The sequence below is a fragment of the Saccharopolyspora sp. NPDC000359 genome, from assembly GCF_040300525.1.
Taxonomy (GTDB): Bacteria; Actinomycetota; Actinomycetes; order Mycobacteriales; family Pseudonocardiaceae; genus Saccharopolyspora.
In genome coordinates this window covers 1-22,650 of the sequence record NZ_JBEPDU010000079.1, presented here as the reverse complement: position 1 = coordinate 22,650, position 22,650 = coordinate 1, and the positions used below count along the sequence as shown (strand labels likewise).

Below are 22,650 nucleotides of genomic sequence, written 5' to 3'. Positions count from 1 at the left end.
ATCAACCAACCCACGCCCGCAGCGAGGATCGACCCGAACGGGTCCAACGCCATCGACAACGCATCCAGGCCGGTACCAACCGCACCCATCACACCAGCGGCCCAGTCACCGGACTCGACAGCCTTCTTCGTCTCGTCCACCGACTCCAGGATCGGCACACCACTGAAGGCCTGCGTCGAATCCTTCCGCTCCGCAACCAACGGATTGCTCACAACAACACCCCAAGATCGTCGGCCAGACCGGCTCAGTCCAGGTCTTCTCGGCACGCTCGTGCGAGCCGTGGGCGAAACCGCCGGCCAGACGCCGCTTCCGAGTCCCCAACGCCGGATCGCCCAACGGCCGGATCGACCGGCTCGCTGCCCCCCATGCACAGCTGCACGTGCGCGCATGGTCACCGAGAGCGCCAACGCCGGGCCAACGCGCTGCCAACAGCCTGGGCTGCCCGGCGGCGGAACGGCAGGTCATGCTGGTGATCGGGAAGGCTCCTGGCCGAGGGTGGCGCTCGCTCCCAGATCAGCCGTTCGCGCACCGGAGTCCGGATGGGCGGTTAGCCTTCTCGCGGTGAACGAATATACGGAGGAGCAGTGAGCTACCCACAGCAGCCGGATCCCTACGGGTCGCAGTCCGGGCCGTACTCGGGCCAGAACTACCCCAGCGGTCAGTACCCGACCGGCGGCTACCCGACCGGTTACCCGCAGCAGGGCCAATCGGACGACTTCTGGCGCCAGGTCGCCGGGAACCAGCCGCAGCCGCCGATGTCGCCGATGCCGCCGAAGAAGAAGTCCACCGGGCTGATCCTCGGCCTGGTCGGCGCCGGGGTCGCGGTGGTGGGCGTCGTCACGCTCGTGGTCGTGATGATCCTGAACGTCAACAACCGCAACGAGGCCAACCCGACGCCCGTCGACCCGCGCACCACGACGAGCCCGGCCACCACCAGCGCGGACGAGGACGCGCCGATCACGGTGGGGGACTGCATCGGGCTGCTCGACGAGAGCGGCGGCGAGATGACCCTGGAGACCTGCGGCACCCTCGACTCCGACTACGAGGTCGTGCGGGTCTCCAACGGCGCCGACCGCGAGGTGTGCGGCGACGACTACAGCAACGTCATCGACGGCCAGACCTACTGCATCGTGCTGGACGTCGAGGTGGGGGACTGCATCACGCCCTACAACGAGGCGGGCAACCGGATCCCGTTGAAGCTGGACTGCTCCGAGGCGCAGGACCAGATCACCAGGGTCGCGCCGCGCGGGGAACCGGCGGAGGTCTGCGGCGAGGGCGACGGCTACTACAACTTCGCGGAGAAGACGTTCTGCTTCAACGACGTGCGCGGGGCCTGAGGCCGCAACGTGACCTGCGTTGCAGTGCGGTCGAGCTGATCACGCGGAGGCGGCGGATCGGTTAGTTTCTCGCCGTTCTCAGCTTGTACTGACTGGGGGAACTCTTGACTCAGCCTCCGCCGTTCGGCCAGCAACCGCAGTGGGGTCCGCCACCGCAGCAGCAGTGGGGGCAGCAGCCGGTGCCCGGCGGTCCGCCACCGCAGGGCTACCCGCCGCAGGGTTACCCGCAGCAGCCGATGCCGCCGCAGCAGGGGTACCCGCAGCAGGCTTACCCGCAGCAGCCGCCGATGCAGCAACCGGTGCCGCAACAGGGTTGGCAGGGCGGTCCGCCGCCCGGCTACCCGGCTGGTCCCCCGCCGCAGCAGCAGGGCGGGGGCGGGAAGAAGGCCCTGGGCTGGGTGGGCACCGTGGTCCTGGCCATCGTGGTGGTCGGCGGCGGGGCGCTGATCCGCAGCTTCGACGGCGGCGGGATCGCGGTCGGCGAGTGCGTCGACGTCACCAACCCGAGCACCACCCGCCCGGAGTGGGACAAGGTCGCCTGCGGTTCGACGGAGTCGGACTACAAGGTCGCCAAGCAGCTCGACGGGCACGCCACCTGCAGCAGCGACTACGACTCGCTGGAGAAGCGCGGCGACTACGTGATGTGCCTGGTCCCGGACGTGGAGGTCGGGGACTGCCTGACCGCTCCGATGCTGGACCTCTCCACGAAGGTGTCCTGCTCGGATCCGGACGCCGCGCAGGAGGTCACCACGGTGGCCAACAACACCAGCGGTGACGCCGCGTGCACGGACGACTCCGAGAAGTACCTCACCTGGAACGAGCCACCGCTCACCATGTGCTGGAAGTCCGCCTGATCCAGCACGCCTCCCACCTGCCACCCGGCGGTTCCGCGCGGACCCGCCAAGTGGCCTGCACCACCCCCACGCCTCCCGGTTCCGCCCAGTGACCAACGCGATCTGGTCCAGACCTGCCGGATGTGATGTCGTTGCGGGGGCAACCTCGCAGGTGAGCGGGGTTGCTCGCACGATGAGGGAGGCTTTGCGATGCGCAGCGAGGACCGCACGGTCCGTGACATCACCCGGGCGCTGATGCGGGAGCTCGGGTTGACCACCGTGTTCGGCAACCCGGGCACGACCGAGGTGCCGTTCCTGACGGGCTGGCCGGACGACTTCCGGTACGTGCTCGGCCTGCAGGAATCCGCGGTGGTCGCGATGGCCGACGGCTACGCGCAGGCGCGCCGCGAGCCGGTGCTGGTCAACCTGCACTCGGCGGGCGGGGTGGGGCACGCGCTGGGCGCGATCTTCACCGCCTACCGCAACCGCACCCCGATGATCGTCACCGCCGGCCAGCAGACCCGCAGCCTGGTGTTCGGCGAACCGTTCCTGGGCGCCACCGAGGCGCCGAACTTCCCGCAGCCGTACGTGAAGTGGAGCTACGAGCCTGCCCGCGCCGAGGACGTCCCGGCCGCGCTGGTGCGCGCCTACCAGCTGGCCACCACGCCGCCGTACGGCCCGGTGTTCCTGTCCATCCCGGCTGACGACTGGGACCAGCCCGGCGTCCACGTGCCCGCGCGGCCGCGCCCCCCGGGCTTCGCACCGGACCCGGCGGCGGTCGCGGAACTGGTCGAGGCGCTGCGCGGCTGTCAGCGCCCGGCGTTCGTGGTCGGCCCGGCGGTGGACGCCGACCAGGTCGTCGACGAGATGGTGCAGCTGGCGGAGAAGACGAAGGCCTCGGTGCTGGTGGCCCCGATGTCGCCGCGCTGCTCGTTCCCCGAGGACCACCCGCAGTTCGCCGGGTTCCTGCAGCCCGAGCAGCGCGCGCTGAGCGCGGAGCTGGCCGAGTACGACCTGGTCGTGGTGTGGGGAGCCCCGGCGTTCACCTACCACGTGTACCGCGGGGAGAGCGAGGTCGAGCTGCCGGAGATGTTCCTGGTGCACGACGACCCCGACGTGCTGGCCCGCGCCCGCCAGGGTCGGGGCGTGCTGGGCACGCTGGGGCACGCGGTCCGGCAGGTCAACGCGCAGGTCGAGGACGTGCCGCGCAGCGCGCCGAAGGCGTACGAGCGGCCGGCGAAGCCCGTGGCGGCGGAGCCGATGAGCGCGGCGTACGTGTTCGACGCGATCGCCGAGGCGCTGCCCGCGGACGCGGCGGTGGTGGAGGAGACCCCGAGCCACCGCAACGACCTGCACGAGCACTTCCCGATCCGCTCGACCGACGGCGGGTTCTTCACCGGCTTCTCGGGTGCGCTCGGCTACGGGATCTGCGCTGCGGTGGGCGTGGCGATGGCCGACCCGAACCGCCGCACCGTGGCGCTGCTGGGCGACGGCTCCAGCATGTACGGCATCCAGTCGGTCTGGACGGCGGTGCGCGAGCAGGCCCCAGTGACCTTCGTGGTCATGGACAACTCGCGCTACGCGGCGGTGGCGGTCCTCGGCGAAGCAGCGGGCGGCGACAAGCTCCCCGGCGTGGAACTCGGCGGCATCGACTTCGCCGCCCTGGCCACCAGCTTGGGCTGCCCGGCCAAGCTGGTCGAAACCCCGAACGACCTGGCAACGGCCCTCGCCGAGGAGTTCGCCCCGGACAACCAGGGCCCCACCCTCCTCCACGTCAAGGTCGACCCAGGCCAGCGCTACCTCTACTAACCCCTCGTGAGCGGCGATGGTTGCTAGGGCGACCGTTGCCGCTCACGAGTGGGGTCGTGAGTGGGGATGGTTGTTTGGGCGACCGTTGCCGCTCACGAGTGGGTGGCCGGTCGGCGCGTTGGGGAGGGGCGCTGCGCCGACCGGCCTGGGAGGGCTCGGCCGTTAGTCGGGGGCGCGGTGCGGCCGGGCCTTGGTTCAGGGGTTACAGGTCTCGGAGGGCCGCTGGGACTTCGCGTTGGAGTTCCAGCGACGGCGTTGCGCCCGGGGTGTCCGGAGTGGACGGTGGTGGTGGTTCCGGGCGGGGCTCGGTGCTTGGTTCGCGGAGGCGGTGGCGTCCGGTTCGTTCTCGTTGGCGGCGTTCGGCTTCGACGTGGGCTATGAGCTGGTGGACCGTCAGGGCGCCTTCACCGGAGCCGGAGTGCTGGGGGCGGTGGGCGGTGGAGTAGATCGCGAGCACGTAGAACGTGATGCCGCTGGTGATCATGATGATGCCGGGCAGGGCGGTGGCCATCTCAGATGCTCCATTCGGTCTCGGTGGTGCGCTGTCGGCGGGCGATCCGGTGGGCTTCGGTGTTGCAGCCCTCGCAGGTGGGCCACAGCCAGCCGATCTCGGAGTTGTCGGCCACGACCTGCTCCCGGCACAACGTCGCCACCGACGTCCCGGCGGGATAGGCCAAAGCCCCGTCCGGCCGCCGATCCGTGCTCGCATGCCGCTGCCCAGAACCAGGAACCCAGTGGAAGGGGTACGGCTGGAAGACCTGCATAAACACGTTCCAGTAAGGGGAGGAAGCTGGATCAATCAGGATCAGATCCAGACTGATGGATCTGATCCACGCGGCACAATCGCTTGATCAGGTGATCATCGACGCTCGATCGCGTACCTAGGATTGGTTCATGACCCGATCCAGGCCCGGCAACCCGAAGGCCCGCACGCTCGGCGCGGAACTGCGGAAAGCGCGAGAAGAGGCCGGAATCGGAGTCCGTGAACTGGCGCGGAAGCTCGGGTGTGCTCACGCATGGGTTACGCGAAGTGAAGCGGGAACCCGTGTGGTGACCACGGAAGATGTCACGGCGGTCGCGGTGGCGCTCGGACTTTCCGGAGCAGAGCGGGAGCGGCTGGTTGCTCTCGCCCGCGAAGACGGCGGCCCGGACTGGTTGCGCACCGGTATCCCCGGCGTCCATCAAGAACTCGCGACACTCATCCAGTACGAGCGCACGGCTTCCTCGATGTCAGAGGTAGCACCATCCCTGATTCCCGGATTGCTCCAGACATCGGACTACACGCGGGCCGTGATGACGGGTTTGCCTCCCAGTGAGGTGGAGACGAGGCTTGCCATGCGCGCTAGCCGTCGAGACATCTTGACGCGGCGGAAGCCGCTTGAATTCGAAGCGATCATCCTCGAAGGTGCGCTGCGCGCGTCGATCGTAGACGCCGAGACGATGGCTGAGCAGTGCCGTCACCTCCAGAAGATGGCAGACCTCCCGCATGTGGTGATTCGAGTGGTCAGGTCCTCGCCACCGCGCTGGACACCTGCGCACGAGGGTCGCTTCATCTTGTTCGAGTTCCCGAAGGCGGGCCCTCTGGTGCACCTGGAGCACCTCGGGTCTGCGGTGTTCTTGTCATCGCCAAGCGTGCTGGACACGTATGTGGAGGCGCTGGGTACGCTCCGCGATATGGCAGCGACTCCGGATCACTCAACGGAGATCATTGAGTCATGCATCGCGCACTACGAGGAGACCGCACAGTGACGGAGCAGCCAAAGTCGTGGCGCAAGTCCAGTCGATCAGGGCAGAACACGGCATGCGTCGAGGTCGGTGTGTTAGCCGATGGGGCTGCTGTTCGGGACACGAAGGATCGGGCTGGTGGTTACTTCGTGGCTGATCGGGGGCAGTGGGTGGCGTTCATTGGTGCCGTGAAGGCTGGTCGGTTCGACGGCTGAGGTGTGCCGAGCAGACGGCCCCGGTAGCGGTTGCTGCCGGGGCCGTTCACTCGGTGGCCTTGACTGGGTACGCATTGCGCTGATTGAGCAGGTCTCCGACGACATGGAGGGCGTGGGATGAACAACGTCGTTGACTGGCGGAAGTCCAGTTGCAGCGGGAACCAGACCCACTGCGCCGAAGTTGGTGGGTGGGTCAGCGGTGGTGCGGTTCGTGGGACCGAGGCGCCGCAGGCCTGGCGCAAGTCGAGCCGCAGTGCAACAGGCAATGCATGCGTCGAGGTCGGTGCGTTGGCCGGTGGGGCTGCTGTTCGGGACACGAAGGATCGGGCTGGTGGTTACTTCGTGGCTGATCGGGGGCAGTGGGTGGCGTTCATTGGTGCCGTGAAGGCTGGTCGGTTCGACGGCTGAGGTGTGCCGAGCAGACGGCCCCGGCAGCAGCTGCTGCCGGGGCCGCTTCGCGCTTCGCGCTCAGCTCCGCTTCGCGCTCTCCGCTGCTTCGGCCTTCTCGGCCTCCGCCCACTGCTTCGCAGTGGAGCGCTCCGCGTCCACATCGGACTCGGCGGGCTTCGCCGCCTCCTCCGATTCCGACTCCGGCTCCGCCGTCGCCGCGTCGGCCTTCGCCTCCGCCGCCGCAGCGGGCTCCGCCTCCGCCGCCGCAGCGGGCTCCGCCTCCGCCGCCGCAGCGGGCTTCGCCGCGGTGCGGACGTCGAGGAGGCGGGCGACCTCGCTGCGGAGGTGGACGAAGGTCTCCGACTCGCGGGTGGTGATCTGGTCCCGCTCGTCGCCGAGGGGGATCTCCAGGTCCGCCACGATGCTGGCCGGGGACTTCGACAGGACGAACACGCGGTCCGCCAGGTAGATGCTCTCGTCGATGTCGTGGGTGACCAGCAAAACCGTGCTGTCGTACTGCTTGCGCACCCGCAGCAGCAGGTCTTCCAGCTCGAAGCGGGTCTGGGCGTCCACCGAGGCGAACGGCTCGTCCATCAGGAGCAGGGCCGGGCGGCAGGCCAGGGCGCGGGCGATGGACACGCGCTGCTGCATGCCGCCGGAGAGCTGCCACGGGTACTTCTTCGCCGCCGCCGACAGGCCCACCCACTCCAGCACCTCGTCGGCGCGCTGGCGGCGCTCGGCCTTGCTCACGCCCCGGGAGCGCAGCGGGAACTCCACGTTCGAGCGCACCGACAGCCAGGGGAACAGCGAGCGGCTGTAGTCCTGGAACACCACGGCCAGGTCCTCGGGCACGCCCTGCACCGGGGCGCCCTTGAGCTTCACCTCGCCGCTGGTCGGCTTGATCAGCCCGGAGATGGAGCGCAGCATCGTGGACTTGCCGCAGCCGGACGGGCCGACGATGCAGGCCAGCTCACCGGTGCGCACCTGGAAGGTCAGGTCGGCGATGGCCTGGTGGCCGCTGGAGCCGCCGTAGCGGTGGCCGAGCCCGGAGACGTCCAGCATGGTCTTGGTTTCGGTCATCTCAGTTCAGCCTCCGACTACGTTCGCCGACGCTTGCGAGGGTTGCCAGCTCAGCGCGCGGCGTTCCACGGCGAGCAGCAGGGCGTTGAGCAGGTACCCGAGGACGCCCAGCAGGACGATGCCCGCCCACATCCCCGGCAGGTCGAACGCGCGCTGGTCGAAGATCAGCCGGTAGCCGATGCCGTTGGTGGAGCCGACCAGCTCCGAGACGACCATCAGCACCAGTGCCAGCGACAGGCTCACCCGCAGGCCGGCGAAGATCTTCGGGGTCGCGGCGGGCAGCACCACACCGAACACCCAGTGCGCGCGGGGGATCCGGAACGACTTGGCGGTGTCCACCTTGACCTGGTCGACCGAGCGCACCCCGTCCACCGTGTTGAGCAGGATCGGCCACATCACGCCGAACACGATCACAGTGATCTGCATCGAGGTGCCGATGCCCAGCAGCACCAGGAACACCGGCACCAGCACCGGTGGCGGGATGGCGCGCATGAAGGCCATCAGCGGCCCGAAGTAGTCCATCCCGGTGCGGGACCGGCCGAGCAGCGTGCCCAGCCCGACGCCGATCACCACCGCGATCAGCCACCCGGCGAAGACCCGGCCGAGGCTGGCCAGCAGGTCGCCGAAGACCTCGTCGGTGAGGAACAGCGAGGACGCCGGTCCGCTGAACCACTTCTGCCCGGCGGCCGCGACGATCTGCGTCGGCGGCGGGAAGAACGGGTTCTGCACGAACCGGGTGACCAGCTCCCACAGCACGATCGCGACGACGAAGGCCAGCCACCGCCGCAGGAAACCTCGCAGCTTGCTCATGCTGCCTCCCTGTCGACGGTGCTCCAGCGGAGGCCTCGCTTGTGGAGGAGTTCCAGCGCCTCGTTGATCAGGTAGCCGATGATGCCCGCGACCAGCGTTCCGGCCAGCACCAGGTCCATCCGGCCCGCGCCGGAGCTGGCGTCCAGCACGAAGTTGCCCAGGCCGCTGCTGCCACCGGCCAGGAACTCGGTGCTCACCACCAGGATCAGCGCCACCGCGGCGGACATCCGGATGCCGGTGAGCACGAACGGTGCCGCGTTGGGCAGCGAGACGGTGAACATCACGCGACCGCGGCCGAGCCCGAAGGAACGGGCGGTGTCGACCATCACCGGGTCGATCTCGTCGAGCGCGTAGATGGTGTTGAACAGGATCGGCCAGACCGCGGCGTAGACCGCGAGCGAGATCTTGGTCTCCGGCCCGGCGCCGACCAGCACGATCGCCAGCGGGATCAGCGCCACCGACGGGATCGGGCGGAGGAACTCGATGATCGCCCGGGTGGCCACCCGGATGCCGCGCACGCTGCCGAGCAGCAGCCCGGCCGGGACCGCGATGGCGATCGCGATGCCCAGCGAGATCGCCCAGGCCAGCACGCTGGCGACCAGGTCGAGCAGGAAGTCCCGGTCGCCGAGTAGCTCGGCCAGCCGGATCAGCACAGTGGACGGTGGTGGAAAGTATGGCTGGGGAACGGCCCCGGACCGGCTGAACAGCTCCCAGACGAGCAGGAAGCCCAGCAGTCCGAGCAGTCCCCGGAGTGTTTTCGTCATTTCCCGGTATCAGCTCTGTGGCGGTGCGGCCAGGCGCGCCCGGCGGTTTTCGTTGCGCGGCCCGAATTCCCAGTATTCGCGTTTTTCGGGCCGGATCCTGACCGGGAATTGGCGACGCGGCGCCAATTCCCGGTGAACCCTGGGAGAACTGGCGGGGGCGGGGGCGCGAAATCCGCGAATTCCGCGCTCAGCGCCCGCGAGTTCACGCCTTCGGGGTGACGATCATCTCTTCGACGTTGATGTCGGTGTTGATGAAGCCGAACTGCTTCATCAGCCGCGGCACCCGCTGCAGCCGGGTCGCGTCGGCGCGCGAGTTGAACTTCAGCAGCGTGATGATGGACGCCGTCTCCGGGTCGATCTTGGCGAACTCCGGCAGCAGCGGCTCGATCTTGCTGCGGTCCTGCGCCTCGGTGACCGCGCGGTCCATCGCCTTCTGAAAGGCGGCGATGGTCCTGGGGTGCTCGTCGACGAACTGCTTGGTCGCGCCGTAGCCGGTCAGCGGCAGGTCCTCCAGCGGTCCGGTGGCGGTGTCGACCACCGGGATCGCGCCGTTCTTGGCGGCCATGGTGAGGAACGGCTCGGTGACGATCGCGGCCTCGACCCGGCCCTGGTCCAGGGCGGCGGGCATGTTCATGAACGGCACCGGGGTGAGCTCGACCCCGCGCCAGTCCACCCCGTGCGCGTCCAGGGTGGCCTTGACCAGCAGCTCGGTGATGGTGTTCGGGCCGCTGATGGCGATCTTGCGCCCGGCCAGGTCCTGCGGCTGCCGGACGTCGGTCTTCGGCGAGGTCATGATGACCGTGGTGTTCTGCGCGGCCGAGGCGCAGTCGGCGACGATCCGCAGCTGGGCGGCGCCGCTGGCCTGCGCGGCGAAGAACGGCACGTAGCTGCTGTAGGTGATGTCGTAGTCACCGCCGATGGTGCTGGCCAGCGCCGCGGCACCGTCGGTGGCGTTGGCGATCTCGACGGTGAGGCCGACTTCCTGGAAGTAGCCGTTCTTCACGGCCAGGTGCAGCGGCGCCAGGTCGTTGATCGGCAGCGCGCCGACCCGCAGGTTCTGCTTCTCCACCAGATCGTTCCCGCCGCTGTCGCCCTGCGACCCGCCGAGGAGTCCACAGCCGCTCGTGCCCAGCAGCGCACCGGCGGTGACGGCGCCGCCTGCGAGTTTCAGCAGGCTGCGGCGGTCGAGGGCGCGGGGGACGGGGCTCATGTGTTCCTCCTCGGATTCGGGGTGCGACATGCTGCGGAACCGCGCCGGGTCGGCCGGAGCACGGCGACCAAGCGCATGCATGCCCCTTGCTGCGCTGTGACCGGTTCGCGGCACCGGTGATCACCAACTGCTGGGTGCGGGTGAGAAGCAGTCGGTGTGCCCCCGGCAGTGCGGCGGCGGTGGCGGGGCACCCGAACTGTAGAACGTTCACGAAACGCCCACAACCAGCTGTAACTAGCTCGTTGTCACACTATTGGCCCAAATGTTGTTCATACCACTCGACCGTGTGATGAACGCTGGCGTTGGGGGCCTGACTTGTGACGCCCAGTTAAGTATAGTCTCGCCCGTCGAGGTGACTGGCCTCTTGCTTCGGGGGATGCACGTTGTGACCAGGGAGTGTGATGGCAAGCCCGGCTGACAGAGTCAGGGGCCGCGGCTGCTCGGTGCGAGCCGAGGAAGTGCGGACCCGCTCGTGGGTGATCGGCGTGGCGACGCCGGTTCGCGGGCGCACTCCCAGCACGATGATCAACACTGCCGCGGTGCGGAGAGGTAGCCGTCCGTGGCGGTGACGCACATGTCCGCCGCAGCGCAGGAAACAGGGATGCTCAACAACGACCCCGCTACCGGAGCCGATGCGCCCGACCAGCCGGGAGCCACCAGCAAGAAGTGGTGGCTGCGCAACTGGCGCCTCCGGTACAAGATGGCCGCCGTCCTGCTCGTGCCGACGCTGGCCGCGCTGGCCGTCGGCGGCATCCGCGTCTACGACGGCCTGACCACCCAGTCCCGGCTGGGCACCATCGTCGAGCAGGTCGAACTCGGCCAGCGGACCGCCGACCTCACCCACGAGCTGCAGCGCGAGCGCGACTTCGCGGTGGTGGTCGCCACCGACGACAGCCCGAAGGCCGAAGGGGACTACGCGGCGCAGAGCGCGAAGGTCGACGAGGCCGTGAACCTGCTGCGCGGCTACGAGGAGCGCGTTGGCGAGTTCTCGCCAGAAGTCCGCGAGGCCTACGACAGCGCGGTCCACCGCGTCGGCAGCCTCGATGCGCTGCGCCGCACGGTCAACCAGGCCTTCACCAGCCCGCAGACGCTGGTCGCCTACAACTCGGTCATCGACACCCTGCTGCAGGTCAACCGCACGGTCGCCACGGCCGCGGTGAACACGCAGGTGAGCCAGACCGCGCGCGCCTCCGAGGCATTGGGTCGGGCCAAGGAGCAGCTCGCCCAGCAGCGCTCGATCCTGCTCAGCGCCGCGCTGCGCGACCGCTTCCTCACCGGCCAGACCGAGGCGATGCGCGCCGCGGGCGCCCGGTTCGAGGCCGCCTACACCGAGTTCCAGAACTCCGCCAACCCCGAGCAGAGCGCGCTCTACGCGGCGCGCGTCGCCGGTGCCGCGGTCGACACCACCGAGCAGATCGAGCAGACCGCGCTGATCCGCGCGGAGGGCGACCAGGGCGCCGAGCTGGACGTCTCGGCGCAGACCTGGGGCCAGGTCGCCGGGGAGCGCACCGACCTGGTGCGCTCGGTCGAGGACTCGGTCCTCAACGACTTCCACCAGGACGCCGAGGAACTGGCCGACTCGGCCTGGCTGGCCCTGCTCCGCGACACCGCGCTGCTCGCGCTCCTGCTGGTCGTCGCCTTCGGCGTGGCGGCGTTCATCGCCCGCTCGATGCTGCGCCCGCTGCGCACCCTGCGCTACAGCGCGCTGGAGATCGCCCAGCAGAGCCTGCCGGACGCGATCAGCCGGGTGAACGAGAACCCGAGCACCGCCAGCCAGGTCACCGTGCCGCCGGTCCCGGTGCACACCAGCGAGGAGATCGGCCAGGTCGCCCGCACCTTCGACACGGTCAACCAGCAGGCGCTGCGGCTGGCTTCCGAGCAGGCGCTGCTGCGCACCAACATCAACGACCTGTTCGTCAACCTCGCCCGCCGCAGCCAGACCCTGGTACAGCGCCAGCTGTCCCTGATCGACCGGCTGGAGCAGGACGAGCAGGACCCGGACCAGCTGAGCAGCCTGTTCGAGCTGGACCACCTGGCCACCCGCATGCGGCGGAACAACGAGAACCTGCTGATCCTCGGCGGCACCGACCTCACCCGCCGGATGATGCGCCCGGTGCCGCTCAACGAGGTCCTCGGCGCCGCGGTCTCCGAGGTCGAGCAGTACGCCCGGATCGCCGTGGTGGACACCCTCGACCTGGCCATCCAGGGCCGCGTGGTCAACGACTTCGTGCACCTGGTCGCCGAGCTGCTGGAGAACGCCACGGTGTTCTCCAACCCGGACACCGAGGTCACCGTCCGCGCCGCCTACCGCAGGCAGGAACTCGTCATCGAGATCCGCGACCGCGGCGTGGGCATCGACGCCGAGGAGATCGACGAGATCAACGAGCGGCTCACCCGGCCGCCGGAAATCGACGTCGCGGTCTCCCGCCGGATGGGCCTGTTCGTGGTCGGCCAGCTGGCCCGCCGCCACGACATCCGCGTCGAGTTGCACAACAACGACGGCCTGGAGGGCGGCGCGACCGCCACGGTCCGCCTCTCCGGCGAGTACGTGGTGCAGCTCACCCCGGACGGCCCGATGCCGATGCCCGACGTGCCGCGCGGTGGGCGCGACGACCGCCGCGACTCGCTCGGCGAGACCGGCACGCACCTCGGGCTGGCCGCCGCGTTCGGCGGCGGCGGGCGCTCCGACGCCGTCGAGCCGCCCACCGAGCGCGCCCCGCTGCCGCAGCTCAGCATGGACCAGTTCACCCCGGAGGAGCCCGAACCCGACGAGTCGGGCACCGAGCTGTCGACCCAGTACTCGGTGACGCTGTCCTCCGGCGATTCGTTCGGCGCCACCGACGTCCCTCAGTGGGAGGATGAGCAGGCGGCGCCCGCGGACGACGAGGTCCGCGCCGAGGAGTGGCCGAGCGACGAGAACCCGGACGGCTTCGGCCAGTGCGGGCCACCGGCCGCCGCCCCGGCCGACCTGTTCCACAGCCCGTTCGAGGCGGAGAAGACCGCGCGGTTCACCCCCGCGGAGTTCCCGACCGAACTGGACGAACCAGCGCACAACGGCAGTGCGCTGAACGGGGTCGGGCACGGCCCCGCCGACGTCGAGAGCGATTCCGAGCGCGCCGCGGACAACGGAACCCGGCAGGACGCGGTCCTGGACGCCCCGACCCCAGGAGGGAGCCCGGAGCAGGGCACCCCAGGCCAGCCGCCGGCGTTCGCCGACGACGAGCCGAGAGGGGCCTCCTGGGACATGGACGACGCGCCGACGCAACGCCTGCCGATCTACGAAGCCGTGCTGTCGCAGTGGTTCCGCGAGTCCGATGTGGACGATACGCCGCTGGGGTCGGAGTCGAAGCCGACGACGCCCCCGGTCGCCGAGGCGGAACCGGCGGCGGAGCCCGCTGCGGAACCGGTCGCCGAGGTCCCGCGCACCACCACACCCGACCCGGGCTGGGGTGGCGGCGACACCGGGTGGAAGGCAGCCGAAGCGCTGCTGCAGGCACCGGAGGTCCAGGAGACCACCGCAGCCGGGCTGCCCAAGCGGGTGCCCAAGACGAATCTGGTGCCGGGCTCGGCGACCCCGCGCTCGTCGCAGGCCCCCCGCCGCAAGCCCGCCACCCCGCGCTCGGCCGACGCCGTGCGCGGGCGGATGGCGAACTTCCAGCAGGGTGTCAAACGGGGTAGGCACTCCAAGGCCGAACCGGTTTCCACCGAACCTCGCTCGAATCCGAGCCGTCCCGAGGAGCAGGAGTGAACGGGTCCGTGCAGCAACCGATGAGCAGCAACAGCTTCAGTTGGCTGATCACCGACTTCGTGCGTCGGGTTCCCGGCGTGGCGCACTCGGTGGTCGTGTCCGCGGACGGCCTGCTGCTCGCCGGATCACAGGGATTGCCGCGGGACCGCGCCGAGCAGCTTTCCGCGGTCGCGTCCGGTCTGGTCAGCCTCACCCAGGGCGCCGCCCGGTGCTTCGAAGCCGGTGAGGTCACCCAGACCGTGGTCGAGATGGAGCAGGGCTACCTGTTCCTGATGTCCATCAGCGACGGCTCCTGCCTGGCCGTGCTGGCCGCGCCCAACGCCGACATCGGCCTGGTCGCCTACGAGATGACCCTGCTCGTGGAGCGGGTCGGCCGGCAGCTCACGCCGGAGCTGCGCGCGCAGCTGCAGGGCATGGGGCGCCGGTGACTCCGGCTGGGGAACGCTGAGGGGAGCTCGCCATGACCACCGGTTCCGAGCCCAGCTGGGACGGTGACCTGTTCCGCCTCTACAACAAGAGGCTGAGCGCCGAGTCCTGGCAGGACGACTTCGTGGACGACGCCTCCGGGCAGGACTCCGACTCGCTCGGCAGCTACGACCGGGCGCTGTTCGGCGGACCCGGCGCCGACCTGTTCGGGTCCGGCTACGACACCTCCGCCGAACCCCCGGCCCGGCCCCGCGGCACCGACGGCGGGGGCCCGCCTTCGGTGTCCATGCCGTCGATCTCGCAGTCGATGTCGCCGATTTCCCAGTCGATGCCGTCGATCTCGCAGCCGATGGCACCGATCTCGCAGTCCATGCCGTCCATCTCCGGGTCGATGCCGGCCATCCCGAGCATCGACGGGCCGGAGGACGACGGGCTGGACAGCGGGTCGCTGGTGCGGCCCTACGCCCGCACCCGGGGGCGAACCCGCACCGATTATGATCTTGCTATTGAAACGCTGGTCACCACCAGCGAACGCGGCCGCACCCAGGCGGCCCAGTCCAGGTCCGAGCACCGCTCGATCTCCGAGCTGTGCGTGGAAGCCCGCTCCGTCGCCGAGGTGGCTGCGCACATGCGCCTGCCGCTGGGTGTGGTGCGCGTGCTGATCGGCGACATGGCCGACACCGGGCTGGTTCTGATTCACGACAGCGGCATGGTCGTCGGTGGTCGGCCGTCCATGGAGTTCTTGGAGAGGGTGCTCAGTGGGCTTCGCAGGCTCTGATCCCCGCACGACGCCGGGCGGCCGGAAGACCTCGACGAAGATCGTGGTCGCCGGCGGGTTCGGCGTCGGGAAGACGACGTTCGTCGGTTCGGTCTCCGAGATCGTGCCGCTGACGACCGAAGCGGTCATGACCGAGGCCAGCGTCGGGGTCGACGACCTCAGCGCCACGCCCGGCAAGGTCACCACCACGGTGGCGATGGACTTCGGCCGGGTCTCGCTGGACTCGGAGCTGATCCTGTACCTGTTCGGCACGCCCGGCCAGCACCGGTTCTGGTTCATGTGGGACGACCTGGTCAAGGGCGCGATCGGCGCGGTGGTCCTGGTCGACACCCGCCGCCTGGCGGACGCGTTCGCCTCGATCGACTTCTTCGACGACCGGGGCCTGCCCTACATCGTCGCGGTGAACACCTTCGACGGGGTCCTGCACCACCGCATGGAGGACGTCCGCGAAGCGCTGACCATCGACCCCTCGGTCCCGATGATCAGCTGCGACGCCCGCAACCGCGAGAGCACCAAGCAGGCCCTGATCACTCTGGTCGAGCACGCCATGCGCCAACGCATGGCCACCACCCACTGACCTCGCAGTTCCAATTGGACCTGCGGCCCCACGGTGTGTCGTGGCCCGGCACACCGGTGCCTGTGGACAACTCCGGACTCCCGGACCGGTGACGTCCGCGATTCCAATGGAAACCAGAAGTCCGATTTCCACTGGAATCGCGTGCGGACGCGGTGTCAGAGGTGCGCCGTGGCGCCCTCGTAGCTGGCCAGCGGAGCCGGGCCGGAGACCTCGTACTCGAGGACCGCGAGCCCGCGCGGTGTGACGTGGTGGTCGGTGAGGCGGAGCCCGACGTCGGTGCTGCCAGTGAGCAGGCGTCGGCCCTGGCCGACGACGACCGGGGCGACGACGAGCCGCAGGACGTCCACCAGCCCCGCCGCGAGCAGCGAGGCGGCGAGCCGGCGTTGGTGAACACCAGCCGGTGGTCCGGTTCGACGGTGAGGAACACCCCGTCGATGTGCGGCACGAACTCGTGGTCACCCTCGCGCATGCTGGTCTGGAGCGCGCCGCCCGGGCGGACGTCGAGCTGGTCGACCCGGGCCTGCGCCGGGGCGGGGATGAACCAGCGCTGCAGCAGCGCGGGCTCGGTCCAGGCGCGCCAGATCGTCCGCCGCGGTGCCCCGATCACCCGCTGCAGGGTCAGGTCCAGGCGGGGGTCGAGGGCCGTGGTCATGGGTTCTCCTCCAGGTCGGTGACGAGCTGTTCGAGGCGGTCCGCGGCGGCTTCCCAGGAGCGCCGCTGCTCGGCGAGCCAGTCGTCCACCAGGGCGAGGCGCTCGCGGTTGAGCGTGCAGGTGCGGACCCGGCCGGACTTGCTGGTCCGGATCAGCCCGCTGGCCTCCAGGGTGCGGACGTGCTTCATGAACGACGGCAGCGTGATCGGGAACGGGCGGGCCAGTTCGCCGACGCTCGTGGGGCCGCGCCCGAGCCGCCGGATCACGGCCCGCCGGGTCGGGTCGGCCAGGGCGACGAAGATGTCGTCCAAGGCCTTATGGTTAGCCATGAGGCTAAGCATTGCAGCGCGGAGAACTCAGCGCAACGGCTGGGTGCCCGTCAGTCCTCGACCAGGGCGACGGTCATGATGCGGTGCAGCGGGAAGTGGCCGACCTCGTCGTTGGTCGTGTCCACGCCCTGGAGGACCCCGCCCCCGACGCTGACCGGGCGGACCACGCGCTCGCTGCGGATCCCCCGCGTGTCCACGAACCCCAGCCACACGCTCCGGCGCTGCCGCGCCGCGTCGCGCAGCAGCTGCAGCGTCGCCTCCGCGCTCGGCCGCCCGCGCTCCGGGCTCACGGCGCTACCGCGCCGCGCCGCTCCTGCGCGGTCGCCCGCGCGCAGCTGCGCCACGAGCTCCGCGAGCTGCTCCGCGTTGGGGCGCGCGATCGCCGCAGGCTGCGCCGGACGGCTCTTGCCGCGCACGCGGCGCCCGGTCTCCCGGAGGTCCAGGACATTGCCGTCGGGGCCTTCGGCCACCGGGGTGAAGCCCGCCGCGCGCAGGGCCTCCACCACGTCGGCCAGGGGCAGCGGACTGACCAGCACCGTCGGGGCGATGCGGCGGAGTTCGAGCTCCTCGGCCGCCGGTTTGGCCATGATCTCGGCCAGCAGCAGCGAATCGTCGCAGCGCAGGAAGGCTGCCGCGGTGCCCGCGCGGAGGCGGCCGTGGCGGCGGGCGACGTCGTCGACCAGGTAGGTCAGCGACTGCGGGATCGGGGTGCGGGAGCGGGTGCGGAACAGCGCGTGCAGGTCCTCGGCGGTGTGCCCGGCGTCCAGGGCGCGGCGGATGCTGCTCTCGCTGATCCGGTAGACGGTGGCGCTGCCCGCGGACTCGACGTCGGCGACGAGCTTCATCTCGGCCGCCAGGTCCGGTTCGAGGCGGCCCGGCGCGACCACCGTCAGGTCGGCCTGCACCAGCACGTGGTCCAGCGGTTCGGGCAGCGCGTCGGCGAGCACGCGGGCCGCCTCGGCGCCACCGCCGGCGAGCAGTGCGCGCCCGGCGCTGGTCAGCGCGTGCAGCGCCACGACGCCGAGCGTGGTCGCCTCGGCGAGGGTCCAGCGCACCAGGTCGTCGCGCAGCCGACCGCCGCGGCGCGGTGCGCGCCAAGCCAGCACGGCGGCCACGTCGTCCGGCCGGGCACCGCGTCCGCCGGGCAGTTCGTCCAGGTAGTCGAGGATGCGGCGGCGGTCCTTGGGGGCCAGCGGGCGGCGGAGGTCCTCGGACAGCGGGCCGAGCAGCCGGTCCTTCTCGTCGCGGGCACCGATCAACCCGGGCAGCCGCGGCAGGTCGAGCCACGCCTGCGCGAGCACGGCCCAGCGCTGCTCCGGTGGGGAGGCCAGCCAGGTGTCGGACTGGTAGGTGGGCACCCACTGTGGTTCGGCGGCCTCGCTGTTGGCGACGAGGTTGGCCGCGACCGCGAGCTCCACCAGCAGCCCGAGCCGGTCCTCGTCGACGTCGATGGCCTTGGCGGTGCGCCGCAGCTCGCGCACCCCGACGCCACCGGAGCGCAGCACGTCCGGCGGGTCCTCGCCCCAGGCGTTGAGCAGCTCCTCGACGTGCCGCAGCAGCTCCAGCACCTCGCCGCCGCCGGTGCTGTCCACCGTGGCGCGGTCGTGCTCGGTCAGGTCCGGGATCGGTTCGTCGGTCTCGACCTCGCCCATCGGGTGCTCCCCGCGCACGGCGAGCGCGAGCTGGCGGGGGAGTTCGACGGTCTCCGCGTCGCGGCGCAGCAGCAGCCCCTTGGCCAGCAACCGCTGGACCGGGTTCGCCGCCTGCTCGAGCGGGACGTGTTTGGCGGCGTCCTTGGTGCGGCCGACCGGCGAGCCAGCGGCGAGCTTGCCGACCAGCCGCCGCTCCTCCTCGTCCAGCCCGGCCAGCGCGGCCTTCGCGGCGTCCTCGGTCAGGTCCTCGGCGCGGCGGCCGAGCCCGGCCGGGAAGTTCGGCAGCACCTCGCGCACCGCGGGCGCGGTGGCCAGCTCGTCGTCCTCGCCCCAGGCCAGCGCCAGGTCGCGCAGCCGGTCCACGGCCCGCCGGGCCTGCTGCGGGGGGATCCCGCCGCCCAGCATCCCGGCGACCGCGTCCAGCCGGACCGGCGCGAGGTCGGCGTCCAGCAGCACCAGCGCTTCCAGCGCGGACAGGGCGAAGGAGTCCAGGTCTTCGCAGGCCCGGGCCACCGAGGAGCGCACCCCGACGCGCGTGGCCAGCACCGAGGTGTCCGCGGGCGGTGGGGTCGCGAGGTCGGGGCGGGCGCGCAGCAGTGCCACGAGGGCTTCGTCACCGCGTTCCCGCAGCCAATCCGCAAGCGAAGACATCCCCACCACGATACCCAGCGCGCCACCGCCACCGACCCCGTTCACCAGGGCGTGACCAGTTGTCCTCAACACCCTTGGATGAGGTTGACCAGTGCATCCGGCAAACTGGACTCGTTCGACACCCGGAATGCACCAGGAGGACGACGTGGCCGGCAAGACCAAGAAGGACCGCATCGACCCGACGTGGCCGCAGGTCACCGACGGACACGCGGTGAGCGAGTTCTGGGCCGACAAGCAGGGCGCCGAGTCCCCGTTCGGCACCACCACCTTCCCGCTCTCGCAGGACACCGTGCCGTACGTCCACCCGGTCACCCGCATCAACAAGTGACCGGGGTTGTCAAGGGCAACCCCTCGGTAACCGGACCGGACGTCGCTCACACTCGGGAAAGTTTTAGGATTTTTCGTGCTGGGTGAAGTTCCGGTCGCTTAGCGGGCCCGCAGGGCTTGCACCCCGGATGAGCGATCCACTCCGGCGGTCGGCGGGCCGCCGGAGAACGGCACCCGACACAAGTCCACAGCCGTACCGCTCGACAGGGGTGTGCCATGCCGGTTCCAGGTCCGGGTTACTCGATCACCGTGCGCGTCGAGGCTCCGCCGTCGACGACCGCCGCGGGCGATCTGACCAGCGCGATCGGTCGCGCGGGCGGGGTCATCACGGCGTTCGACGTGGTCGAGTCGCACGCCGACCGCATCGTCGTCGACATCACCTGCAACGCCCGTTCCGCGGACCACGCCAACGACCTCGCCGAGGTGCTCGGCGGGCTGCCCGGCGTCCGGGTCCGCAAGATCTCCGACCGGACGTTCCTGGTCCACCTCGGCGGCAAGATCGAGGTCAACTCGCGCGTCGCGCTGAACAACCGCGACGACCTGTCCCGCGCCTACACCCCCGGCGTCGCCCGGGTGTGCACCGCCATCGCGGACAACCCGGAGGACGCCCGCCGCCTCACCGTCAAGCGCAACGCGGTCGCGGTGGTCACCGACGGCTCCGCGGTGCTGGGGCTCGGCAACATCGGGCCGGAGGCGGCGCTGCCGGTGATGGAGGGTAAGGCGGCGCTGTTCAAGAAGTTCGCCGGCGTCAACGCCTGGCCGGTGTGCCTGGACACCCAGGACACCGAGGAGATCATCCGCGCTGTCGAGCTGATCGCGCCGGTCTACGGCGGCATCAACCTGGAGGACATCGCGGCCCCCCGCTGCTTCGAGATCGAGGCCCGGCTGCGGGAGAAGCTCAACATCCCGGTCTTCCACGACGACCAGCACGGCACCGCGATCGTGGTGCTCGGCGCGCTGCGCAACGCCCTGCGCGTGGTGGAGAAGGACATCTCCGACTGCCGCATCGTGGTGTGCGGGGTCGGCGCGGCCGGTTCGGCCATCATCCGCCTGCTGCAGCACAAGAAACCGGCCGACATCATCGCGGTGGACATCGACGGCATCGTCCACACCGGACGCGGCGACAGCGACCCGAACCTGCAGTCCATCGCCGCGGGCACCAACACCGACGGCCGCACCGGCACCCTCTCCGACGCGGTGCGCGGCGCGGACGTGTTCATCGGCGTCTCGGCCCCGAACCTGCTGTCGGCCGACGACGTGGCCTCGATGAACAGCGACTCGATCGTCTTCGCGCTGGCCAACCCGGACCCGGAGATCGACCCGCTCGAGGCGCAGAAGCACGCCAAGATCGTGGCGACCGGCCGCAGCGACTACCCGAACCAGATCAACAACGTGCTGGCGTTCCCGGGCGTCTTCCGCGGCCTGCTGGACGCGCACGCGCACCAGATCACCGACGACATGATGATCGCGGCGTCCAACGCGATCGCCGACGTCGTGGACAGCGAGCGGCTGAACTCGTCGTTCATCGTGCCGAGCGTCTTCGACTCGGCGGTGTCCCCGGCGGTAGCCGAGGCGGTCAAGAAGGCCGCGCTGGCGGCCAAGTCCGGCGAACCGTCCGCTGCGGGCGGCTCCTCCCTCCCCTGGAGCATGGCCGAGGACATCGACTTCTGACGGCACCCGCCACCAGCGGGTGCCCTCCGCCGTCCAACCACCACCCCTGACCGAGCTCACCCGACGTGCGACAACCGCCGGTGGGACCACAACCTCCATCGAAATCGGACACCTGATTTCCATGGAACGTGCGGTGGGGGTCGGGCGCCGGGGGTGCGCGGACGGGTGGTCCGCGGGTTCTGTGTTGTGTGGCTCTCAGCCCGTCGGTGTCACGGTTCGTCGTCCGGTGTGTGGTGGCTGCCGGTGGGGTCGGCAAGTTCCATTGGAGTTGGACACCTGATTTCCACGGAACGTGCGGTGGAGGTCGGGCGCCGGGGGTGCGCGGACGGGTGGTCCGCGGGTTCTGTGTTGTGTGGCTCTCAGCCCGTCGGTGTCACGGTTCGTCGTCCGGTGTGTGGTGGCTGCCGGTGGGGTCGGCAAGTTCCATTGGAGTTGGACACCCGATTTCCACGGAACGTGCGGTGGAGGCCGGACCTGCGCGGAGCGTGGTCGGCGACGTCCGCACCGGAGTGTCGGAGGTCGAGGTCTCGTGGACGTTTGCGCTGGTTGCCCAGGTCTTCGGCCCATGTTGGGGGGGAAGTCGGTTCGCTGGGGGAGAGGTCACGCGTGGGTCCTGGGGTGGGGCGGGTGCTCTAGGCTCGGGGCATGGCGCAGGAAGAGCTCACGCACGTCGACGAGGCCGGTGCCGCTCGGATGGTCGACGTGTCCGAGAAGGAGGCCACCGCCCGCCGGGCCGTCGCCACCGGGGTGGTGCGGACGACGGCCGAGGTGATCGCCCTGCTGCGCCGCGACGGGCTGCCGAAGGGCGATGCGATCGCCACCGCCCGCATCGCGGGCATCATGGCCGCGAAGCGGACGCCCGACCTGATCCCGCTGTGCCACCCGATCGCGATCTCCGGCGCCAAGGTCGAGCTGGAGCTGGGCGAGTCCGAGGTCCGGATCACCGCGACGGTCAAGACGACCGACCGGACCGGGGTGGAGATGGAGGCCCTCACCGCGGTGGCGGGCGCCGGGCTCACCCTGCACGACATGATCAAGGCCGTCGACCCCGGCGCGGTGCTCGACGAGGTCCGCGTCGAGCGCAAGGAGGGCGGCAAGACCGGCACCTGGACCCGCCAGCCCTGACCGCAGTTTCAATTGAAACTGCGAAGTCGCGTGGGTGGGGATCGCAGTTTCAATTGAAACTGCGGGACACCGGGTGCGGGTTGAGGTCGTGTCGGCGGGGCGCGGAGGATGGCGCTGCAGCGGCCGGTTGGCGGGTGCGCAACACACAGGAGGTCTCCATGACGAGGACAGCGCGGGTGATCGCCGCGTCCAACCGCGCCGCGGCCGGGGTCTACCCGGACCGCACCGGACCGGTGATCGTCGACTGGCTGCGCGGCCGCGGGTACGACGTGCCGGACCCCGTCGTGGTGCCCGACGGTGACCCGGTGGGGGAGGAGCTGCGGCGCGCGGTCGCCGACGGCGCCGACGTCGTGATCACCACCGGCGGCACCGGGATCAACCCGAGCGACCGCACCCCCGAAGTCACCGCGGCGGTGCTGGACTACCCGATCCCCGGGCTCGCCGACGCTCTCCAGTCAACACGGCGTAGAGCGAGGTGAGGCGCTGCTGTCCGTCGACGACGAGCACCTGGGGCGCTCGTTCGGCTGTTTCGGTCCCGATC

At 70.4% G+C, this 22,650-nt stretch carries 22 protein-coding genes and 3 pseudogenes; 14 read left to right on the top strand and 11 right to left on the bottom strand.

From position 1 onward, the window contains the following. Positions 1 to 212: hypothetical protein (locus tag ABT324_RS31820; RefSeq protein WP_351185055.1), on the bottom strand; the 212-nt coding region annotated here is incomplete at its 3' end. A gap of 372 nt (positions 213 to 584) precedes the next feature. On the opposite strand from ABT324_RS31820, the gene ABT324_RS31815 reads away from it, so the two are divergent. The 3 genes from ABT324_RS31815 to mdlC all read left to right on the top strand — a co-directional run bounded on the left by ABT324_RS31815 (position 585) and on the right by mdlC (position 3,979). Further along, positions 585 to 1,337: a hypothetical protein gene (locus ABT324_RS31815; RefSeq protein WP_351185052.1), complete on the top strand. Its 753-nt coding sequence runs from the start codon at positions 585 to 587 to the stop codon at positions 1,335 to 1,337. A 104-nt stretch (positions 1,338 to 1,441) separates the two neighbouring features. Then, positions 1,442 to 2,191, top strand: a complete 750-nt coding sequence (locus tag ABT324_RS31810) for an LppU/SCO3897 family protein (RefSeq protein ID WP_351185049.1) — start codon at positions 1,442 to 1,444, stop codon at positions 2,189 to 2,191. 189 nt (positions 2,192 to 2,380) lie between these two features. Beyond that, positions 2,381 to 3,979 (top strand): benzoylformate decarboxylase, encoded by a 1,599-nt coding sequence (gene mdlC / locus ABT324_RS31805; RefSeq protein ID WP_351185046.1) that lies wholly within the window; start codon positions 2,381 to 2,383, stop codon positions 3,977 to 3,979. A 202-nt stretch (positions 3,980 to 4,181) separates the two neighbouring features. Here the strand turns inward: mdlC and ABT324_RS31800 are convergent, their stop codons facing one another. Both ABT324_RS31800 and ABT324_RS31795 read right to left on the bottom strand, forming a co-directional pair. Then, positions 4,182 to 4,490 (bottom strand): hypothetical protein, encoded by a 309-nt coding sequence (locus ABT324_RS31800; protein WP_351185043.1) that lies wholly within the window; start codon positions 4,488 to 4,490, stop codon positions 4,182 to 4,184. A 1-nt stretch (position 4,491) separates the two neighbouring features. Next, the gene (locus ABT324_RS31795; RefSeq protein WP_351185040.1) at positions 4,492 to 4,743 is read right to left on the bottom strand and encodes an HC3 family zinc finger protein; all 252 of its coding nucleotides are present in this window, start codon (positions 4,741 to 4,743) and stop codon (positions 4,492 to 4,494) included. Positions 4,744 to 4,873: 130 nt separating this feature from the next. Between ABT324_RS31795 and ABT324_RS31790 the strand changes: the two genes are divergently transcribed. The 3 genes from ABT324_RS31790 to ABT324_RS33470 all read left to right on the top strand — a co-directional run bounded on the left by ABT324_RS31790 (position 4,874) and on the right by ABT324_RS33470 (position 6,327). Beyond that, positions 4,874 to 5,728 (top strand): helix-turn-helix domain-containing protein, encoded by an 855-nt coding sequence (locus tag ABT324_RS31790; protein ID WP_351185037.1) that lies wholly within the window; start codon positions 4,874 to 4,876, stop codon positions 5,726 to 5,728. Next, complete coding sequence (locus ABT324_RS31785; protein WP_351185034.1) at positions 5,695 to 5,919, top strand: DUF397 domain-containing protein; 225 nt, start codon at positions 5,695 to 5,697, stop codon at positions 5,917 to 5,919. The genes ABT324_RS31790 and ABT324_RS31785 overlap by 34 nt, the downstream gene beginning before the upstream one ends. 117 nt (positions 5,920 to 6,036) lie before the next feature. Continuing rightward, a complete protein-coding gene (locus ABT324_RS33470; RefSeq protein ID WP_502949829.1) occupies positions 6,037 to 6,327 on the top strand; it encodes a DUF397 domain-containing protein in 291 nt (96 codons plus the stop codon). A gap of 60 nt (positions 6,328 to 6,387) precedes the next feature. On the opposite strand, the gene ABT324_RS31775 is transcribed toward ABT324_RS33470, so the two are convergent. From ABT324_RS31775 to ABT324_RS31760, 4 genes are all read right to left on the bottom strand, one after another. Further along, on the bottom strand, positions 6,388 to 7,389 hold the full coding sequence (locus ABT324_RS31775; protein WP_351185031.1) for an ABC transporter ATP-binding protein: 1,002 nt from the start codon (positions 7,387 to 7,389) through the stop codon (positions 6,388 to 6,390). A 6-nt stretch (positions 7,390 to 7,395) separates the two neighbouring features. Further along, entirely contained in the window at positions 7,396 to 8,199 is an 804-nt protein-coding gene (locus ABT324_RS31770; RefSeq protein ID WP_351185028.1) for an ABC transporter permease, read from the bottom strand. Continuing rightward, positions 8,196 to 8,963: an ABC transporter permease gene (locus ABT324_RS31765; protein ID WP_351185025.1), complete on the bottom strand. Its 768-nt coding sequence runs from the start codon at positions 8,961 to 8,963 to the stop codon at positions 8,196 to 8,198. The genes ABT324_RS31770 and ABT324_RS31765 overlap by 4 nt, the downstream gene beginning before the upstream one ends. 202 nt (positions 8,964 to 9,165) lie before the next feature. Further along, positions 9,166 to 10,173 carry an ABC transporter substrate-binding protein gene (locus tag ABT324_RS31760; RefSeq protein WP_351185022.1) on the bottom strand — a complete coding sequence of 336 codons (1,008 nt, stop codon included), beginning with the start codon at positions 10,171 to 10,173 and terminating at the stop codon, positions 9,166 to 9,168. A gap of 574 nt (positions 10,174 to 10,747) precedes the next feature. Here ABT324_RS31760 and ABT324_RS31755 point away from each other — a divergent pair. The 4 genes from ABT324_RS31755 to ABT324_RS31740 are packed head-to-tail and all read left to right on the top strand — an operon-like array spanning position 10,748 to position 15,702. Further along, positions 10,748 to 13,921, top strand: a complete 3,174-nt coding sequence (locus ABT324_RS31755) for a nitrate- and nitrite sensing domain-containing protein (protein ID WP_351185019.1) — start codon at positions 10,748 to 10,750, stop codon at positions 13,919 to 13,921. A 20-nt stretch (positions 13,922 to 13,941) separates the two neighbouring features. Continuing rightward, the gene (locus ABT324_RS31750) at positions 13,942 to 14,349 is read left to right on the top strand and encodes a roadblock/LC7 domain-containing protein (RefSeq protein WP_175548002.1); all 408 of its coding nucleotides are present in this window, start codon (positions 13,942 to 13,944) and stop codon (positions 14,347 to 14,349) included. A 32-nt stretch (positions 14,350 to 14,381) separates the two neighbouring features. Continuing rightward, the gene (locus ABT324_RS31745) at positions 14,382 to 15,125 is read left to right on the top strand and encodes a DUF742 domain-containing protein (protein ID WP_351185016.1); all 744 of its coding nucleotides are present in this window, start codon (positions 14,382 to 14,384) and stop codon (positions 15,123 to 15,125) included. Next, positions 15,106 to 15,702 (top strand): GTP-binding protein, encoded by a 597-nt coding sequence (locus tag ABT324_RS31740; RefSeq protein WP_351185013.1) that lies wholly within the window; start codon positions 15,106 to 15,108, stop codon positions 15,700 to 15,702. The genes ABT324_RS31745 and ABT324_RS31740 overlap by 20 nt, the downstream gene beginning before the upstream one ends. A 155-nt stretch (positions 15,703 to 15,857) precedes the next feature. Here the strand turns inward: ABT324_RS31740 and ABT324_RS31735 are convergent. The 4 genes and pseudogenes from ABT324_RS31735 to ABT324_RS31720 form a co-directional block, all read right to left on the bottom strand. Continuing rightward, positions 15,858 to 16,070: pseudogene (locus ABT324_RS31735) on the bottom strand (dihydrofolate reductase family protein); the annotation flags it as partial. 71 nt (positions 16,071 to 16,141) lie between these two features. Beyond that, a pseudogene (locus ABT324_RS31730) lies at positions 16,142 to 16,354 on the bottom strand (SRPBCC domain-containing protein); the annotation flags it as partial. Further along, positions 16,351 to 16,683, bottom strand: coding sequence for an ArsR/SmtB family transcription factor (locus ABT324_RS31725; protein WP_351185007.1), 333 nt, complete (start codon positions 16,681 to 16,683; stop codon positions 16,351 to 16,353). The gene ABT324_RS31725 and the pseudogene ABT324_RS31730, both read right to left, overlap by 4 nt. 50 nt (positions 16,684 to 16,733) lie before the next feature. Then, complete coding sequence (locus ABT324_RS31720) at positions 16,734 to 18,986, bottom strand: helicase-associated domain-containing protein (RefSeq protein ID WP_351185004.1); 2,253 nt, start codon at positions 18,984 to 18,986, stop codon at positions 16,734 to 16,736. A 127-nt stretch (positions 18,987 to 19,113) separates the two neighbouring features. Between ABT324_RS31720 and ABT324_RS31715 the strand changes: the two genes are divergently transcribed. The 4 genes and pseudogenes from ABT324_RS31715 to ABT324_RS31700 form a co-directional block, all read left to right on the top strand. Beyond that, positions 19,114 to 19,314 carry a hypothetical protein gene (locus ABT324_RS31715; protein ID WP_351185001.1) on the top strand — a complete coding sequence of 67 codons (201 nt, stop codon included), beginning with the start codon at positions 19,114 to 19,116 and terminating at the stop codon, positions 19,312 to 19,314. Positions 19,315 to 19,529: 215 nt separating this feature from the next. Further along, positions 19,530 to 20,984, top strand: coding sequence for an NAD-dependent malic enzyme (locus ABT324_RS31710; RefSeq protein ID WP_351184998.1), 1,455 nt, complete (start codon positions 19,530 to 19,532; stop codon positions 20,982 to 20,984). A 645-nt stretch (positions 20,985 to 21,629) separates the two neighbouring features. Then, complete coding sequence (moaC, locus tag ABT324_RS31705) at positions 21,630 to 22,109, top strand: cyclic pyranopterin monophosphate synthase MoaC (RefSeq protein ID WP_351184995.1); 480 nt, start codon at positions 21,630 to 21,632, stop codon at positions 22,107 to 22,109. A 158-nt stretch (positions 22,110 to 22,267) separates the two neighbouring features. Further along, positions 22,268 to 22,567, top strand: a pseudogene (locus tag ABT324_RS31700) (MogA/MoaB family molybdenum cofactor biosynthesis protein); the annotation flags it as partial. Positions 22,568 to 22,650: the final 83 nt, after the last annotated feature.